12 protein-coding genes (1 of these 12 cut by a window edge) are annotated in these 17,622 nt (G+C 71.1%); 4 read left to right on the plus strand and 8 right to left on the minus strand.

What is annotated here, in order from left to right; genetic code table 11:
• Positions 1-109 precede the first annotated feature (109 nt).
• The 3 genes from nirD to ACP7CD_RS08470 all read left to right on the plus strand — a co-directional run bounded on the left by nirD (position 110) and on the right by ACP7CD_RS08470 (position 3,072).
• Positions 110-517 (plus strand): nitrite reductase small subunit NirD, encoded by a 408-nt coding sequence (gene nirD, locus ACP7CD_RS08460; RefSeq protein ID WP_426119974.1) that lies wholly within the window; start codon positions 110-112, stop codon positions 515-517.
• 48 nt (positions 518-565) lie between these two features.
• The gene (locus ACP7CD_RS08465; protein WP_426119976.1) at positions 566-1,603 is read left to right on the plus strand and encodes a hypothetical protein; all 1,038 of its coding nucleotides are present in this window, start codon (positions 566-568) and stop codon (positions 1,601-1,603) included.
• A gap of 203 nt (positions 1,604-1,806) precedes the next feature.
• Positions 1,807-3,072, plus strand: a complete 1,266-nt coding sequence (locus tag ACP7CD_RS08470; RefSeq protein ID WP_426119978.1) for a heparan-alpha-glucosaminide N-acetyltransferase domain-containing protein — start codon at positions 1,807-1,809, stop codon at positions 3,070-3,072.
• Positions 3,073-3,084: 12 nt separating this feature from the next.
• On the opposite strand, the gene ACP7CD_RS08475 is transcribed toward ACP7CD_RS08470, so the two are convergent.
• Positions 3,085-4,845: a phospho-sugar mutase gene (locus ACP7CD_RS08475; RefSeq protein WP_426119980.1), complete on the minus strand. Its 1,761-nt coding sequence runs from the start codon at positions 4,843-4,845 to the stop codon at positions 3,085-3,087.
• A gap of 70 nt (positions 4,846-4,915) precedes the next feature.
• The gene (locus ACP7CD_RS08480) at positions 4,916-5,737 is read right to left on the minus strand and encodes a purine-nucleoside phosphorylase (protein ID WP_336650034.1); all 822 of its coding nucleotides are present in this window, start codon (positions 5,735-5,737) and stop codon (positions 4,916-4,918) included.
• 86 nt (positions 5,738-5,823) lie between these two features.
• Here ACP7CD_RS08480 and ACP7CD_RS08485 point away from each other — a divergent pair, with 86 nt between their 5' ends.
• Positions 5,824-7,248 carry an NAD(P)H-quinone dehydrogenase gene (locus ACP7CD_RS08485; protein ID WP_095651389.1) on the plus strand — a complete coding sequence of 475 codons (1,425 nt, stop codon included), beginning with the start codon at positions 5,824-5,826 and terminating at the stop codon, positions 7,246-7,248.
• Between the two features lie 81 nt (positions 7,249-7,329).
• Here ACP7CD_RS08485 and ACP7CD_RS08490 read toward each other — a convergent pair whose 3' ends face one another.
• From ACP7CD_RS08490 to ACP7CD_RS08515, 6 genes are all read right to left on the minus strand, one after another.
• Positions 7,330-8,742 (minus strand): MFS transporter, encoded by a 1,413-nt coding sequence (locus ACP7CD_RS08490; RefSeq protein WP_426119983.1) that lies wholly within the window; start codon positions 8,740-8,742, stop codon positions 7,330-7,332.
• A gap of 182 nt (positions 8,743-8,924) precedes the next feature.
• The gene (locus ACP7CD_RS08495) at positions 8,925-10,088 is read right to left on the minus strand and encodes a threonine synthase (RefSeq protein WP_426119985.1); all 1,164 of its coding nucleotides are present in this window, start codon (positions 10,086-10,088) and stop codon (positions 8,925-8,927) included.
• A gap of 39 nt (positions 10,089-10,127) precedes the next feature.
• Entirely contained in the window at positions 10,128-11,192 is a 1,065-nt protein-coding gene (gene sbnB, locus ACP7CD_RS08500; RefSeq protein WP_426119987.1) for a 2,3-diaminopropionate biosynthesis protein SbnB, read from the minus strand.
• Entirely contained in the window at positions 11,189-12,196 is a 1,008-nt protein-coding gene (locus tag ACP7CD_RS08505; RefSeq protein ID WP_426119989.1) for a TauD/TfdA family dioxygenase, read from the minus strand. The genes sbnB and ACP7CD_RS08505 overlap by 4 nt, the downstream gene beginning before the upstream one ends.
• Before the next feature lie 39 nt (positions 12,197-12,235).
• Positions 12,236-14,815 (minus strand): non-ribosomal peptide synthetase, encoded by a 2,580-nt coding sequence (locus tag ACP7CD_RS08510; protein WP_426119991.1) that lies wholly within the window; start codon positions 14,813-14,815, stop codon positions 12,236-12,238.
• A gap of 16 nt (positions 14,816-14,831) precedes the next feature.
• Positions 14,832-17,622 carry the 3' portion of a Pls/PosA family non-ribosomal peptide synthetase gene (locus tag ACP7CD_RS08515; RefSeq protein WP_426119993.1) on the minus strand. The gene runs 380 nt beyond the window's last position, so only the last 2,791 of its 3,171 coding nucleotides appear in the window; its start codon lies off the right edge, out of view; it ends in the stop codon at positions 14,832-14,834.

Raw genomic sequence — 17,622 nt, forward strand, 5'->3', positions numbered from 1 at the left:
GCTCCGTGTGAGCGGGCTTTGACCGGGGCGAAACGGCCCCGGAGCGCGCCCGTCATCCGCCCCGCCTAACGTCGAGCACGACGTTCCGCCGAGCCGCAGGAGGCCCCACATGACGACCCTCACCCCGACCACGACCACGACCGCGACCACGACCGCGACCACGGTGGACGCGGCGCGCCGTGCCGCCGGCACCGAGTGGCACGACGTGTGCGCCCTGACGGACCTCGAGCCCCTGTGGGGCGAGGCCGCCCGGGTGGCGGGCCGCCAGGTGGCGCTGTACCGGGTGGACGCCACCACGGTGCTCGCGGCCGACCACCGCGATCCCCGCACCGGGGCCTGCGTCATGGCGCGCGGCATCCTCGGCTCCCGCGGCTCGGCCGTCACGGTCGCCTCGCCGCTGCACAAGGAGGTCTACGACCTCGCGACCGGGCGGTGCCTCACCGGGGACGGGCCCGCCCTGCCGGTGCACCCGGCCGAGGTGCGCGACGGGCGGGTGCTCGTCGGCCTGTGCCGCTGACGGCACGTCGCCGGGGTTCTCCCAGGTACTCCTTCGTAAGATGACCGGGTGACACGACAACACCCTCGGAGCGGTCCCCGGTGGCCCTGGTCCTGGCTGCCGCACCGGCACCGCCACCGCGGCGCGACGTCCCGGGGCGCCCGGCGGCGGCTGCGCCTGCTCGGGGCCGGTGCCCTGGCGCTGGTGCTCCTGCTCGTCACGACCGTGGCCCTCCTGGTCGGCCGGGACGAGGAGACCCCGGAGGCCGAGGCCCCCGAGACGGTCTCGTGCGCCCGCTACGGACTCGACGGCGTCCGGGTCACGGCCCGCGGCCCCGGCGGACCCACGGACGGGGCCGTGCTGGACGCGCGCGTGTTCGGCCCGGGGGAGGAGCGGCAGGACCGCTTCCAGCTCGAGCACGAGCACGACGGGATCACCAGCTCCTACCACGTCTTCGCCGAGGACCTGGACTGGGACCGGCCGGTGGGCGTCGTGTACCACTTCCACGGGGACGGCGCCTTCGAGTACGAGAGCCCCCAGTACACCGCCTCCTGCCTGGCGGAGGTCGCGCGGGAGCACAACATGCTGCTGGTGGTCCCGCGGACCCCCGATCGTGCGGGGGAGATCACCTGGTGGGAGGAGCGGGACCTCAACGCGCAGTGGTTCCTCTCGCTCGTCGAGGAGCGGCTCGAGCCCGAGTACGACATCGACCGCTCCCGCACCTGGCTGACCGGGTACTCCGGCGGGGCCCAGTTCATCAGCCAGGAGCTGCTGGCGGACCACGTGGACCTCGTCCCGGGCGGCGGCGCGATCATGATGGGCGGCGGACAGGCCCCGGACCGGCCCTCCGCGGAGCCCACCTCGGAGCAGCTGCAGGAGCTGCGCCTGCGCTGGGACGTGGGCACGGAGGACGACGGGACCGACCCGCAGGCGCGGTTCGACGCCGTGTCCGCGGCGTGGGACGGGCACCACTGGTACGAGGAGCAGGGCTTCGAGCGGGCCCGGATCCGGTACCGGGACGGCGTGGATCACTTCGGGCTGCCGTATGCCCGCATCCTCCAGCGCGCGCTCAACGCGGCCGAGGACGACTCCCAGGAGCAGTCCTGACGTGCCCCGTCGCCCTGGGTCCTGGGTTTTTCTCCGGCCGGGGACCCGCTCCGCGTTTGCTCTAGTAAGCTCAGGCATGCACCAGTGCGCCGCGAGCCCGTCGTCCACCACGGGCGGGCGGGCGCCGGGCGCCGTGCCGGGGGGCGCGGACGGGGCCGGAAGCGGCACGGGTGCACGAGCCGATCGATCCCTGGGGGAACCGCATGTCCGCAGAACGCACGCCGCCGGCCGGGACGGCCACCGCCAGCGCTGTCCCGACGGAAGGACCCGGGCGCGACGTCGCCGGGGCCCCCCGGACGACCCGCCGCCTCCTCGGCGTCGACGCCGCCCGCGGCCTGGCCCTGTTCGGCATGGTCGCCGTGCACACGCTGCCCTCGTGGGACGAGCAGACGGGCGAGGCGAACCTGTCCTGGACCCTGTTCGCCGGCCACTCGGCCGCGCTCTTCGCCACCCTGGCGGGGGTGAGTCTGGCCTTCTCCTCCGGCGGGCGCACCCCCCGTGCCGGGCTGCGGATGACGGCCTCCCGGTGGGCCCTGGCCGCACGGGCGGGGGTGATCGCCCTGGTCGGCTTCCTCCTCGGCTTCCTCGAGCTGCCGGTGAGCAACATCCTCATCTACTACGGGATGCTCTTCCTGCTCGCCGTGCCCTTCCTGCGCCTGCGGACCCGGTCCCTCCTGGTGTGCGCCGCGCTCTTCGCCCTCGTCGCGCCCTTCCTCATGCAGTGGTCCGTCGACGTGCTGCCCGGCCTCGAGTACGAGAACCCGAGCCTCGTGGACCTGGTCGTCGACCCGGGCACCGTGCTGTCCCAGCTGCTCCTGACGGGCGTCTACCCCGCGCTGCCCTGGATGGCGTTCCTGCTGGCCGGACTCGCCGTGGGACGCACGGACCTCACCAGTCGGAGGGTCCAGACCCTGCTCGCTTCGGTCGGGGCGGCGGTCGCGCTGCTCGCGTGGTCCTCCTCCGCCCTCGCGCTGCGGGTGCTCGGCGGCTACGAGGCCATCGCCGAGGGCACGCCCTGGATGGACGAGTCGGAGATCGAGGAGGTGCTCGTCTTCGGCGGGGACCCCACGCTGCCCACCGACACCCTGTGGTGGCTGCTGATCTCGACCCCGCACACGAACACGCCGTTCTTCCTGGTGCTCAACGTGGGCCTGGCACTGTCCGTCCTCGGCGTCTGCCTGCTCCTGGAGCGCGTGGCCGGCCGGGTCCTCGCGCCGCTCGCCGCGGCGGGTGCGATGACGTTCACGCTCTACACGGCACACCTGCTCATCCTCTGGCCCGAGTACTACGACCTCGCGCCCGCCGCGTGGACCGCGGGCCAGATCGTGTCGTTCACCGTGTTTGCCCTGCTGTGGCGGCGATACCTGGGCCAGGGCCCGCTGGAGAAAATGGTCACCCGGTCGACCAAGGCCGTCTCGCGCCGGGTCCTCGCCCGGGGCGGGGACGGGGTCCGGCCGCCGGCCACCTGAGCCCGTGCGCCGTCAGAGGCCCAGCGCGGCCTCGAGTTCGGCGCGGATCCGCCCGAGCCGCTCCTGCGCCTCGGCCCGGGCGGCGGGCAGCGCGGCCCGGCCGGCCACCGGGGCGACCACCTCGAGGTAGCACTTGAGCTTCGGCTCCGTCCCGGAGGGGCGCACGATCACCCGGGTGCCGTCCGCGGTGAGCAGGCGCAGTCCCTCGGTGGGCGGCAGCCCCGTGCCCGGGGCGGCGAGGTCCGCGACCTCGACCACCTCGGAGCCGCCCAGCGCCGCGGGCGGGGCGTCCCGCAGGGCGGCCGCCATGACCGGGATGCGGCTCAGGTCCGCCACCCGGATGCTCAGCTGGTCGGTCGCGTACAGCCCGTGGGCCAGGGCGAGGTCGTCCAGCACGTCCAGCAGGGTCCGGCCCTGCGCGCGCAGCTCGTCGGCGAGCACCGCCACCGCCACGGCCGCACTGATCCCGTCCTTGTCCCGGACCACCTCCGGCGCCACGCAGTAGCCCAGCGCCTCCTCGTAGCCGAACGCGAGCCCCGGGACGCGGGCGATCCACTTGAAGCCCGTCAGCGTCTCCTGGTGGGCGATCCCCGCCGCGGCGGCGATCCGCCTCAGCAGGCGGGAGGAGACGATGGAGTTCGCGAACACGGCGCCTTCGCGGCCCGCGCACCGGGCCGCCGCGGCGTGGCCGAGCAGCGCGCCGATCTCGTCGCCGCGCAGCATCCGCCAGCCCTGCGCCGAATCCTCGATGTCGGCCCCGGGCACCGGGACCGCCACGGCCACCCGGTCCGCGTCGGGGTCGTTGGCCAGGACGAGGTCCGCGCCCACGGCGCGGGCGGTGGTCAGGGCCAGGTCCAGGGCGCCGGGCTCCTCGGGATTGGGGAACGCGACCGTGGGGAAGTCCGGGTCCGGCTCCGCCTGCTCCGGGACCACGTGCACGTCGGCGAGACCGGCACGCCGCAGGGCCTCCGTCGTCGTGCGCCCGCCCACCCCGTGCAGCGGGGTGAGGACGACCCGCAGGGGACGTCCGGCGCCCGCGACGGCGGGGACCACGGCGGGGAGCACGGCGTCGAGGTAGTCCTGCTCGACGCTCGCGGGCAGGACGGTCCACCCGTCCTGCGCCCGGGGGATGTCCTCGACGGGCCCGACGGCCGCGATCCGCTCGGCGATCATCCGGTCGTGCGGGGCCACGATCTGGCAGCCGCGGGCCTCCGGCTCCACGGCCCGGCCGCCGAGGTAGACCTTGTAGCCGTTGTCCGCCGGCGGGTTGTGGCTGGCGGTGACCATGACGCCCACCTCCGCCTCGAGGGCCCGCACCGCCCACGCCAGGACGGGCGTGGGCAGCGGCGCGGGCAGCAGCAGCGTCTCGATGCCGGCGGCCGTGAACACCGCGGCGGTGTCCCGGGCGAAGACCTCGGAGCCGTGCCGGGCATCGTAGCCGACCACCGCGCGGGGCCGGGCGGAGCCCGCCGCACGGTCCGCCGGGGTCTGCACGGCCAGGACGTGGGCGGCCAGACCCGCCGCGGCGCGCAGCACCACCACCCGGTTCATCCGCATCGGCCCGGCGCCCAGGGCCGCCCGCAGCCCGGCGGTGCCGAACTGGAGGGTGCCCGAGAAGCGGTCTGCCAGCTCCGCCCGTGCTGCGGCGTCACCGGCGGCGGCCGCCTCGACGAGGGCTGCCAGCTCGGCGCGGGTGGCGGGGTCCGGGTCGGCGGCGCCCCACGCGCGCGCGGCGTCGAGCAGCTGCGGGTCGGTGCGGTGGGCGGTGGTCATGGCGCGGCCTCCTGGGGGCGTCCGGTGCGTCGGGGTGCCGGGCCGGGAACCCGTCCCGGCCCGGGGCCGGTCAGAGCTGGGCGACGATGCGGGCGAGCAGTCCGGAGATCCGGGTGCCCGCGGCGCGGCCGGCCTCGAGGACCTCCTCGTGGGAGAGCGGGGTCGCGGAGATCCCGGCGGCCTGGTTGGTCACGAGGGAGATCCCGAAGACCTCCATGCCGGCGTGCCGGGCGGCGATGGCCTCCAGGGCCGTGGACATCCCGACGAGGTCGGCGCCGAGCACCCCGGCCATCCGCACCTCCGCCGGCGTCTCGTAGTGCGGGCCGGGGAACTGCGCGTAGACCCCCTCTTCGAGAGTGGGGTCCACCCCACGGGCCAGCTCGCGCAGCCGCGGGGAGTACAGGTCGGTGAGGTCCACGAACGTGGCACCCTCGAGCGGGGACCGGCCCGTGAGGTTGAGGTGGTCGCTGATGAGCACCGGGGTGCCGGGGCCCCAGGACGGGTTCAGCCCGCCGCAGCCGTTGGTGAGGATCATGGTGTGCGCCCCGGCGGCGGCCGCGGTGCGCACGCCGTGGACCACAGGGCGCACGCCTCGGCCCTCGTAGTAGTGGGTGCGGGCGCCGATCACCAGCGCGTGCCGGCCCGCGGCGGTGCGCACGGAGCGCAGCGTGCCCACGTGGCCCTCGAGGGCGGGCGGAGTGAAGCCGGGGATCTCCGCGGCCGGGATCTCGGCGACGGTCTCGCCGATCAAATCGGCGGCCTGGCCCCAGCCGGAGCCGAGGGTCAGGGCGATCTCGTGCGTGTCGACCCCGGTGGCCCGGCGGAGGGCGTCCGCGGCCTCCTGGGCGAGCTCGAAGGGGTCGGCCCGGTCAGCGCTGTGCTCTGTGTCCACCCGCCCCAAGCTACCGCATGGTCCCGAGCCGTCCGGTGCGGCCGGGCCGGTTCCGCCGCCGGAGCGGCACCTGCAAGAATGGCCGGGTGACTGCACACAGCGAATTCTCCATCCAGAAGCTCGTCATCATCGGGGGCGGTCCGGGCGGCTACGAGGCCGCCCTGGTCGCCGCCAGCCTCGGGGCGGATGTGACCATCGTCGAGCGCCAGGGCCTGGGCGGCTCCGCGGTGCTGACGGACGTGGTTCCGTCCAAGACGCTCATCGCCTCCGCCGACGCGATGACCCGCTTCGCCGAGGCCGCGGACCTGGGGGTGCACGTGCGCGGGGGCAGCAAGGACGGGGACGAGATCAACGACCTCGCCGTGGACCTGGAGAAGGTCAACACCCGTCTCCTGCGCCTCGCGGCGTCCCAGTCCCGGGACATCAAGCGCGGGCTCGAGCGGGTGGGGGTGCGCGTGATCGCGGGCACCGGCCGGCTGCTCAGCCCCACCTGCGTGCAGGTCACCACCGACGACGGGCTGGAGTACACCCTCGACGCGCAGGCCGTGCTGCTCGCCGTCGGGGCCTATCCCCGGGAGCTGCCGTCCGCGAAGCCGGACGGGGAGCGGATCTTCAACTGGAAGCAGGTCTACCACCTCACGGAGGTCCCCGAGCACATGATCGTGGTGGGCTCCGGCGTGACCGGCGCGGAGTTCGCCTCGGCCTACCGGGGTCTCGGGGCCGAGGTCACGCTCGTCTCCTCCCGGGACCAGGTGCTGCCCGGCGAGGACGAGGATGCCGCGGCCGTGCTCGAGAGCGTCTTCGAGCGCCGCGGCATGAACGTGCTCAGCCGCTCCCGCGCCGACTCCGTGGAGCGCAGCGAGAACGGGGTGGTCGTCACGCTCTCCGACGGGCGCAAGATCGCCGGCTCGCACTGCCTCGTCGCGGTCGGCGCGATCCCGGCCACCGACGACCTCGGGCTCGAGGAGGTCGGGGTGGCCCGCGCCGAGTCCGGGCACATCAAGGTGGACGGCGTCTCCCGCACCACCGTGCCGGGCGTCTACGCCGTGGGCGACTGCACGGGCGTGCTCCCGCTCGCCTCGGTGGCGGCAATGCAGGGCCGGATCGCCGTGGCGCACCTCATGGGCGACGCCGTCAAGCCGCTGCGCACCCACCTGGTGGCCTCCAACATCTTCACCTCGCCCGAGATCGCGTCCGTGGGCGTGAGCGAGAAGTCCATCGAGGACGGCACCTACCAGGCGGACACCATCATGCTGAAGCTCTCCACCAACCCGCGCGCCAAGATGATGGCGGTCGAGGACGGGTTCGTGAAGATCTTCTCCCGCAAGGGCTCCGGCACGGTGATCGGGGGAGTGGTGGTGGGTCCCCGCGCGTCCGAGCTGATCTTCCCGATCTCCCTGGCCGTCACCCACAAGCTGCACGTCGACGACCTCGCCGACACCTTCACGATCTACCCGTCCCTCACCGGGTCGATCTCGGAGGCGGCCCGGCGCCTGCACGTGCACGTCTGATCCCCGCCGGCACGCACAACGGCCGCATCCCCCGCTTCAGGGGATGCGGCCGTTGCGCGTGCTGCTGCGTCGGGAAGCGGATCAGCGGCGGGTGACGACGTTCTCCATGTCGACGTCCTTGGTCTCCGGGGAGAACCAGAGGGCCACGAGGGTCAGCACGGCGCCGAACGCCAGGTAGAGGCCGACGGAGCCCACGCCGTAGCTCGCGTTGAGGGTGACGGCGACGTACGGGGTGATGGCGGCACCGAGGATCGACGCCGTGTTGTACGCGACGCCGGAGCCGGTGTAGCGCACGTTCGTGGGGAACAGCTCGGGCAGGATCGCCGACATCGAGCCGAAGGTCAGGCCCATCAGGGTCATGCCGACCACGAGGAAGAACAGCACGCGGCCCGTGCTGACGTCCTCACCGGTGCCGACCGCGGCCGGGTCCATGAGCAGGCCGAAGCTCAGTCCGAAGAGCAGGATCACCGAGGTGATGACCAGCTGTGAGCTGCGCCGGCCGAAGCGGTCAGCGACCCACCCGGAGACGGGCACCATGGCGGCGAACAGCAGCACGGCGAGCAGCTGCAGCACCAGGAAGTCCCGGTAGGGGATGCCGAGGCCGCCGTTGGCGGGGCTGCCGATGCCGTAGGAGAGGATCCACGCGGTCATCAGGTAGAAGAGCATGTAGGTGGCGAGCATGATGAACGTGCCCTGGATCATCTGCAGCCACGAGCCCCGGAACGCCTCGACGAGCGGGGTCTGAACCTTCTCGCCCTGGTCCAGCGCCTTCTGGAAGACCGGGGTCTCCTCGAGCTTGAACCGCACGTACAGGCCGACGACCACCATCACCACGGAGGCCAGGAACGGCACGCGCCAGCCCCACGTGAGGAACGGGTGGTCGGTGCCCTGCTCGGCGACCGAGACGAAGCCCATCACGATGGTCAGCACCAGGAAGAAGCCGTTGGCCAGGATGAAGCCGAACGGGGCGCCCAGCTGAGGCCACATGGCGGCGCGCGCCCGCTTGCCCTCCTCGGCGTACTCGGTGGCCAGCAGGGCCGCGCCGGACCACTCGCCGCCCAGGCCCAGGCCCTGGCAGAAGCGCAGGATCGTCAGGATGAGCGGGGCCCAGATGCCGATCGAGTAGTAGGTGGGCAGCAGGCCGATGAGGAACGTGGCGACGCCCATGGTCAGCAGGGCGCCGATCAGGGTGGCCTTGCGGCCGATCCGGTCGCCGAAGTGCCCGAAGATCACCGAGCCGATCGGGCGGGCCACGAAGGCCGCGGCGAAGGTCGCCATGGAGGCGAGCAGCTTGGCCGTCTCGTCCTCACCCGTGAAGAACAGGGCCGGGAACACGGCCACGGCCGCGGTGGCGTAGACGTAGAAGTCGTAGAACTCGATCGTCGTGCCCACGAGGGAGGCCAGGATCACCCGGCTGCGGGGCACGCGGTCGGACAGGGGGAGCGAGGGGGAGGACGCGCCGTTGGCGTCCTGCCCGGTCACCGGAGAGGACATGGGGAAACCTCGGTCGTAGCAGTGGGTGGGGACAAGATCCCGATAGTACGCCGGGCCGTCCGCATGGCGGGTGGCCCGTCTCACATCCTGGAACGACGAACGGGCCGGGGCTCGCCGAGTGCGAGGGCCGCCACAGCGTCCTCGTGCATGGTCTGCTCCGTTGTGGACCGGGCGACAGAGGATCAGACCTCGGGGGCTCCGAGCGCCTGCCGCACGTCGTCCAGCCGCTCGGCCACGGCCACCCTGGCCCGGGTGGGGGAGCCGGCCGCCTTGATCTCGCGACCGGTGACCAGCACGGCGATCGTCTCGTCGGGGTCCACCAAGCCGTCACGCAGAGCGCTTCGCAGGCCCGCCACGGACGCAGCACCGGCCGGTTCCGCACCGACGCCCGCCGTCGAGGCCAGCAGAGCGACGGCCTCCATAAGCTCCGAGTCGCTCACTGCCACCATGGCGCCGTCGCCGGAACGTACGGCTCGGAGCACCGCGTCGCCGATGGCCGGCCGCAGCACGGCGATCCCGTCGGCCACCGTCGATCCCGGGGCCAGTTCGTCGGGTCGTGGGTCGGATCCCAGCCAGGCGCGCACCAGCGGTTGGCAGGCCTGGGCCTGCACACCGACCAGGCGAGGCGTACGGGCGGCAAGGCCACAGGCCACCAGCTCGGTGAAGCCTTTCTCGAGCGCCACGAGGGTGGGACCGTCACCCACCGGAGCGACCATCACGTCCGGCATCCGTCGGCCGAGCTGCTCCCAGACCTCCAGCGCCACGGTCTTCTTGGCCTCGGTCGTCAGGGGGTTCACCCCGGTGTTCCGGTCCACCCAGCTGAACTCCTCGACCGCTGCGCGCGACAGGTCGACGGCGGCCGCGTAGCCCTCAGGAACCTGGAACACCCATGCTCCGGCCTGCGTCATCAGCGCGAGCTTGTCCTCCTGACAGTCGACCGACACGAAGATCACGGCGCGCATTCCCGCGGCTGCCGCCCCGAACGCCGTGGCCACGGCGGCGTTGCCCGTCGAGGCCGTCGTGATGGTGTCCAGACCGCGCCGCAGCCCGTCCTCGATCACCAGCGCCGTGGCCCGGTCCTTGTTCGACGCCGTCGGACCGCGGGTCTCGTCCTTCACCCACAGGGACGGGGTGCCCAGGCCGGCCCGCAGCGCGGGGGCCGGAAGCAGAGGCGTACCGCCGATGGGCAAGGGGTAGCGCACGGGTCCGTCGGAGATGGGCAGGAGGGATCGGTACCGCCACATTGTGAACGATCCCGGCTCCTCCTCCGGGACCAGGCCGGGGGCATAGTCGTACTGCAGCCTCTCGCACCCGGCGGTGCGTATCGAGCCGGTCACCCTGCCCATGTCGACTGCGCCTCCTCCCACGTGCCGGAGCGTGCCGCGTCAGCCATACCGGCGCAGCTCCGAGAAGAAGTCCTCGATCACCTGGAGTCGGCCGCTGCCGGCCACTTCGTCGTAGACGTACTTGCCCACCGCGAGGTCGAGCACGCCCAGGCCGAACGGCGAGAACACCACCGGGCGGTCGTCCGCCGGCGAGACCTCGCCTGCCATGACGTCGGCCAGGGTGCCGTCCACGAAGTTCCGGTGTCCGACCATCTGCTCCGCGAGGTGGGCGGACGTTCCGGCCCTCAGGCAGTGGTCGACGTCGTCCAGGATGTTGGTCGACGCCAACAGGATCTCCGGTGCCAGGTCGCGCAGGGACACGTGCAGCACCAGCGGGTTGTGCGAGAACCACGTCACGTCGTGCACGTGCGGCTGGGCCGCGACGGTGGCGAACACGACGAGGTCACTGTTCCGGATCAGCTGCTCGGGGCCGTTGTGCACGGTCACCGGGGCGGACGTCCCGCTCCGTTCGAGATAGCCCTTGAACCCCTCCGCGCTCTCGGCCGAGAGGTCGTACACGCCGATCTCGTCGAAGGACCAGTCGGTCGCGTCGAGGAAGGTGTGGATGTACCTGCCGATGAGACCCACGCCGAAGAAGCCGATGCGTCGAGGACGTCCCCGTCCGCGGCTGAGCCGGTCCGCGGCCGCGGCGGCCGATGCCGCCGTCCTGGAGGCGCTGATGACGGAGCTCTCCATGCAGGCGAACGGGTATCCCGTGGCCCGGTCGTTGAGGATCAGCACCGCGGAAGCGCGGGGTATCCCCGACGCCACGTTGTCCGGGAAGCTGGAGACCCACTTGATGCCGTCGACCCCCACCTGTCCGCCGATCGAGGCGGGCAGGGCGATGATGCGCGAGGTGGGTCGGTCCGGGAAGCGCAGGAAGTAGGACGGGGGGTTCACCGAGTCACCGGCTGCGTGCACCCGGTAGGTCTCCTCGACCAGCTCCACAACCTGCTTCTCCCGGCCCTGGAGCACCTCCTGCACCTGCGCCCCGGGAATCACCGCGAACGGTGGAACGGTCTTCGGCTCCGTGGCGGAGAGCGGGGACCTGACGAGATGTGTCATCGGGTACCTTCCTGGGGGTGAGCGACGAGATCCAGCACACGGCGTGGCTCGGCCATGCCGACGAGTACTTCACGAGGTCCCTCGTACGCCTCACGGCTGTGGGCCGTGCGCACGTTGTCGACGAGCATGAGGTCTCCGGCCTCCCACGGCGTCCGAAGGGTGTGGGCCTCGTAGACCTCGTTCAACAGGGCGATGACGTCCTCACCGATCGGCTCGCCGTTGCCGTAGCGGGTGTTGAACGGCAGCCCGTCGGGACCGTAGACGTCCACCAGGTACTCCCGTACCTCAGGCGCGATGGTCCACTCGTTCAGGAACGCGACCTGGTTGAACCAGCAGCGCTGACCGGTCACCGGGTGCCGGACCACGGCAGGGCGCCGTTGCCGGGTGCGGAGCTCCCCGTCGGGCTGCCACTCGAACTCGATCGCGTGGGCTCGGCAGTAGTCCTCGACAGCGGCGCGGTCGGCGACCCCGAACGCCTCCTCGTAGGAGGCTCCGATGTCCTCGTTGAAGCTGCGGGTGAGCAGCCACCCCTCGTCCTCGAACCGCTGGACGATGTCCGCAGAGATGGCGTCGAGCACCGTCGGGGCGTCCGCCACGCCGGTCACGCCGCCGACGCTGGGCGCCTCGAGGCAGGCGAAGAGCATCAGGCCGGGGAACTCGAGCGCGTAGCTGAGTTCGTGATGCATGCACATGGGCTGGTTGGCGGGCCACTTGACCGATGAGTACACGCCGTCGGAGTAGCGCTCCCGGGTGGCGAAGGCCTCCCGGTCCGGCATGAGGCCGCCCGGGACGAGCCGTCGGAAGACGGCGGACACCTCGGCCGCATCGTGGAGGCCGAGCCCGCGGACCAGGACGGCGCCGTGCTCGTTCACCGCCGCACGCAGGGCATCGCGGTGCATCTCGGCCCACTGCACGGGGTCGCGGGCGTCCTCGACGGTGAGGATCGGCGGCCGGCCGGCCGGGCGTTCAACGTCGAGCCGGACTGTGGATGAAGGCGACGACATCAGGAGTCCTTTCATGTCACGGATGGTGGGGTGGATCGGTCATCTGGTTCTGAGCGGTGTCCGGGGGATGGAATCGGATTGCGTGTCCGTTCCTGCCGACGCCGGAGCGGGCGTGGCGCCAGCAACTCCGGAGGACGACGCGTCGAGCAGGGTCGCCAGGTCGGCCAGGACCGGCGTCCGGATGACCTCCTTGAGCGACACCGCGCGCTGGAGCGCGACGACGAGCTTCACCGCGGACAGCGAGGTGCCGCCCAGCTCGAAGAAGGAGTCCTGCCTGCTGATCCGATCCGGCGTGGTGCCCAGGACCGCCGCCCAGGCCTCGGCAAGCCGCTGCTCGGTGGCCGTGAGGGCCTCGGTGGGAGTGTCGTCGTCCGGCGGCACGCCCTCCTGCGCCATGCGGCTCAAGGCCTTCCGGTCGATCTTCCCGTTGCCGGTCAGCGGCAGACTCTCCTGCCACCGGTACACCGACGGGAGCATGTAGTCGGGAACCCGTGATGCCATGCGGTCGCGGATCTCGTCGACCTCGAGGGGCCGGCTTCCGGAGTAGAACGCCACGAGGAACGTGGACCGGTCTGCGCCCTCGCCGACGACGACGGCGCCGTCGCGCACACCCGGCAGCAGCAGCAGGGCGTTCTCGATCTCCCCGATCTCGATGCGGAAGCCCCGGATCTTCACCTGGTTGTCCCGCCGTCCCAGGAAATCGAGCTTCCCGTCCGGTTGCCACCGCCCGTAGTCACCGGTCCGGCAGATGCGCTCCCCGTCACGGTGGGGATCGCGTCCGAACATCGCGGCGGATCGCGCTGGGTCGTTGACGTATCCGCGGCCCACGCACACGCCGGAGAACACGATCAGTCCCGGCGCGCCAAGCGGTACGAGGTGGTCGAACTCATCGACCACATCGACGTGGGTGTTGTTGATCGGCCGCCCGAGAGGCACCCTCGGCCCGGCCGGAGGCCGGTCCATGATCTCGTGCACGGCATCGTCCGACGTCTCGGTGAGACCGTAGGTGTTGACCACGGGGACGTCGGGGTGGAGGGCGAACCAGCGCTGGACTAGCTCCTTCTTCAGGAAGTCACCGGTGGGGCACACGCAGTGCAGGTCCGGCAGCTCCCGTGGGTGCTGCTCGAGGTACGACACGATCACGTCGAGGTATGACGGGACGACCTGGATCACGCCGGCTCGCCCGTCCACGATCGTGTCGACGAACCGCTCGACGTCGAGGATCGCGTCCTGGTCGACGATCAGGGTGCGCCCGCCGACCAGCAGGGCGGCCACCAGCTGCCACACCGAGATGTCGAAGCACTGTGGACCGGTCTGGGGAATCACCTCGCCCTCGCGCACGCCCAGGTCGTCGATCTTGGCGAGCATGTGATTGAGCATCCCGGCGTGCTCGCACATCACGCCCTTCGGTTGCCCGGTGGAACCGGACGTGAACAGGATGTAGGCGAGCTGGTCCGGGGCGACGTCCACGTTGAGGTTCGCCTCGGAGTGATCCTCGGCGGCGAGGTCGTCGACGAAGAACTCCGCCACGCCGGGCAGGGTGGCCAGTGCCTGGTCGAGCGTGGCGGTGCTGGATCTGTCGGTGACGATCATCGGTGACTCCGCCCGCGAGATCGCCGTGGCCATCCGCCCGGGCGGGAAGTGCGGCTCGAGCGGCAGATAGGCCAGACCGGCCTTCCAGATGGCCAGGACCGTCACCATCCAGCCCAGGTTGCGCTCCATCACCACGGTGACGACGGTCTCTCGGTCGAGACCCCGAGCCTGCAGCGCTCTGCCCAGCCGGTTCGCCCGGGCGTTCAGCTCGTGGTAGGTCAGCCGGCTGTCGCCGTGAACGGCAGCGACTGCCTCCGGGTGGGACTCGGCCCGCTGCTCGAACAGCTCGTGCACCCGCAGGTCCGGGAGCTCGCGCCGGGGGCCCGCGAGCTCCTCCAGCTGGAAGTGCCGCTCCTCGGGTGCGAGCAGGCACACGCGGGCGTGCTCGCCGTCGGGGTCCGTGGCCATCGCCTCGAGTGCCATCACGTGGTATCCGGCGATGCGGGTCGCGGCGGAGGCGTCGAGCGCATCGGTGCGATACCGCAGACGCAACCGGGCGCCGCGCGCGTCGTCCGACATCGCCAGCTGCAGGACTGTGCTCTCGGCCGGCTCCTCCGGTGCATCCCACGGGTCGAGCACGGTCTCGAAGGCCGGTCCGCTCAGGCCCAGGTCGCGGCGGATCTCGTCCAACGGGACCTCGGGCCGGCCGTTCTCGAGGTGCCACCGCAGCTCCCGCTCCGCACGGCCCACGGCTGTCAGGAGCGCCCGCCACGAGGTCGGCTCGGTCGTCAGCCGGCACGGCACCGGGTCGCGGCCACCCGCGGCGGCGTATCCGGTCACGACCTCCCGCTCCCCGGCCAGTGTGGCGAGCACCCTGGCGTGGGCGGCGAGCAGCACCACGTCGAGAGACGTCTCCAGGCTTTCGGCGAGCCGGCGCAACGTCCTCACCAGATCGTCGGGGACGGTCTCCTGGTGCTCGGCCAGGCCTGGGCGAGGGTCGAGGGTCCACCGTGGGACCGCTGTCAGCCCGCCCTCGGCGAGCATGTTCCGCCAGAAGTCGCGTCCCTCGTGAGTCAGCATGTCCATGTCCTGCTCTCCTGGTTCATCGGGTCGCGACCGAATTCGCGGCTCCGCCACGCAGCGTGGGAGGGGCAGCCGGCGACGCGGCGACGTGTCCCCGTGGCGATGGCCCGGAAGTCGGCTCGGCCAGGGCTTCGGCGGGATTGCCTCCCCACCGCTCGTGGGCGGGGACCTCCGAACCCTTCATCAGGAAGGAGTCCGGCGCGAGGACGACGCCGTCGCCCATGGTGACCCCGTAGTGCACCATCGTCGCCACGCCGAGCGTGCAGCCCGAGCCGATCGTGGTGGCGTCGGACTTGAACGCATAGTCCTCCTGGGAGTGGCACTGGATGTACGCCCCGGCATTGAGAATCACGTCGTCCCCGATGGTGATGATGTTCTTCTCGGACATGCCCGCCCCGTCGTCGAACAGCCGCTTGCCCACACGGACCCCGACGAGCCTCCACAGGAGGGCCTTGAAGGGTGTGCCGTTCATCAGCCGGTGCACGTTGGCCCGGGCGCACAGTTTGAAGAAGCGCTCGGTGCGCCAGAAATCGACCTCGTAGATCGAGCAGTGCTTCGGCCGTACCCCCCGGAATCCGGTGGATGCCCGCTCGACGAAGGCGAAGTACAGGACGGTGAACACCAGCATCACCAGGGGAAGACCCATGATCGCGAGTGCACCGAAACCTTGGTACAGGTCCACGGTGGCGATCGAGAACAGCAGCACACCGAAGACGTAGCCCCAGCGTGAGAGCAGGAACAACCCCATGCTCACCAGGTTGTGCCTGTTCTTGGCGGCGAGTCGGCGAGGGAACTCCTCGTCGTGCGCCATGCGGATGAAGACGCTGTCCCGCTGCACCGTCCGCGGGATTTCGAAGGCGGGAGACCCGAGCAGGCCGACTCCCTCCCGGATCTCTCCGTCGATCGGGATGAGGGCCTTCGTCGCGATGAGACAGTCGTCCCCCACCTTGCCCTGGGGAGGGTAGACGATGTCGTTGCCGAGGAAGCTGTTGGCTCCGATCACGCTCCGCGACACGCTGAAGGAGGTGCTGGAATAGTTGGCGTTGATGAACGACACGCCGGAGGCGACGACAGTACCCCGTCCGACCCCACTGAGGTACGGATTGTCGTGCTTCACCTCGGTGCCGAAGTTGGAACCGGATTGCACGACCGGGGAGAGCTTGTATCCGAGGGACAGCAGATAGTGGACGATGTACGAGCTGTCACCGAAGAGCTCGTGGAAGAACTTCCGGTTGGTGATCCGCCCGATGGTCCGGTGCAGGATGTACCGGATTCCGTACAACGGGTAGACGTGATCCGGTTCGATCGCGCGGTTCAGCAGCCGGGGGACCGTCATGACGAAGATCAGGCTCGCGAGCATGCCGCCCAGGAACAGTGCCGCGGACAGCGCCACGACGACGCCCAGCGATGACCAGTTGAGAAGTGACATGTGCTCCGTCGCGTAGAGGTCGCGAATCCAGGGCACGTCGACGATGACGACGGCCAGGAACGAGAAGGCCACAGGCACCGTCACGAGCAGGCGGTTCGCCAGTTGGAGGACGGTGTACCTCATCCTCCTCCAGGTCCCGCAGGGGGCCGGAGGCACTGTCCGGTAGTCGGTGCTCGTGTGTTCCGCAGGTGATCCGTGCCAGCTCTCCCCGGCCGGTACTGCCTGGCCCTCGTGGAGTGACGAGGCATGGCCCAACTGGGCCCCGTCGCCGAGCGAGGTGTGGATGTCCAGCACCGTCTTCTCGCCGATGAGGACGTTCTTGCCGATGGAGACCGGGCCCGTCTGGATCACGCCGTTGACCGCGCGGTAGCCGTTGAGGAAGGCGTCCTTGTCGATGACGGTGTGCTCGCCGATGGTGAGCATGTCGGTGCAGACGGGCGCGTGCCGGGTGAAGACCACCGCACCCTTCCCGACCCTGGCGCCCAGGGCTCGCAGGTAGAGCAGGTACAGCGGCGAGCCGGCAAAGAGGACCAGCGGGTTGGCCACCAAGACCGTCTTGACGAACCAGAAGCGCACGTACGCCAGACTCCAGATGCGGATGTCCTGGGGCTTCCATCGACCGATGACAACCCATTTGACCAGGATGGGGAACGTGCACATGGCCACGAAGATGACCGCACCGAACTCCGCGCCCCGCAAGTAGTGCTGGAATATGCTCTCGCCCGTCCAGACCCACTGCAGCCCTCTCTCGAAGATCACGGCGAACAGATAGGTGTAGGCGAGGAAGATCAGCACCTGCAGCGCGCCGCACACCACGTACTCGACAGTGGTCGCTGATGTTCCTGCCGGGGGGAGAGGCCGTTGGTGCTCAGCTCGCGCTTCACCAGACGGAGGCACGGCAGGTGCGAGAGCGGACGACGTTGCCGCTCCTGTCGCAGATGAGGCGGGCGTACTGGCAACCCGGGAACGGCTCGAGGTCAACGGCTCGACAGCACCGACCGACGCGGCCAGGCTCCTGAGCGTCGGGTGCTGGTAGACGTCCTTGATCGACACGGCCGGCAGGTCCGGCTGCTTGCGCACCCGGGCGCAGAACTGCGCCATCACCAGGGAGTCCGCACCCAGGTCGTCGAAGAAGTGACTGTCCACCGGCACCTGTTCACCGCCCAGCACACCGGTCAGCACCTCGGCCAGCCGGTCCTGCACCGACACGGCCACCGGCTCCGGCGGCGCCAGGGCAGCGGCCAGCGCCGTGATGGTCGGGTGCTGGTAGACGTCCTTGATCGACACGGCCGGCAGGTCCGGCTGCTTGCGCACCCGGGCGCAGAACTGCGCCATCACCAGGGAGTCCGCACCCAGGTCGTCGAAGAAGTGACTGTCCACC

It is taken from the genome of Kocuria sp. LHG3120 (assembly GCF_049897445.1).
Classification (GTDB): domain Bacteria; phylum Actinomycetota; class Actinomycetes; order Actinomycetales; family Micrococcaceae; genus Kocuria; species Kocuria rosea.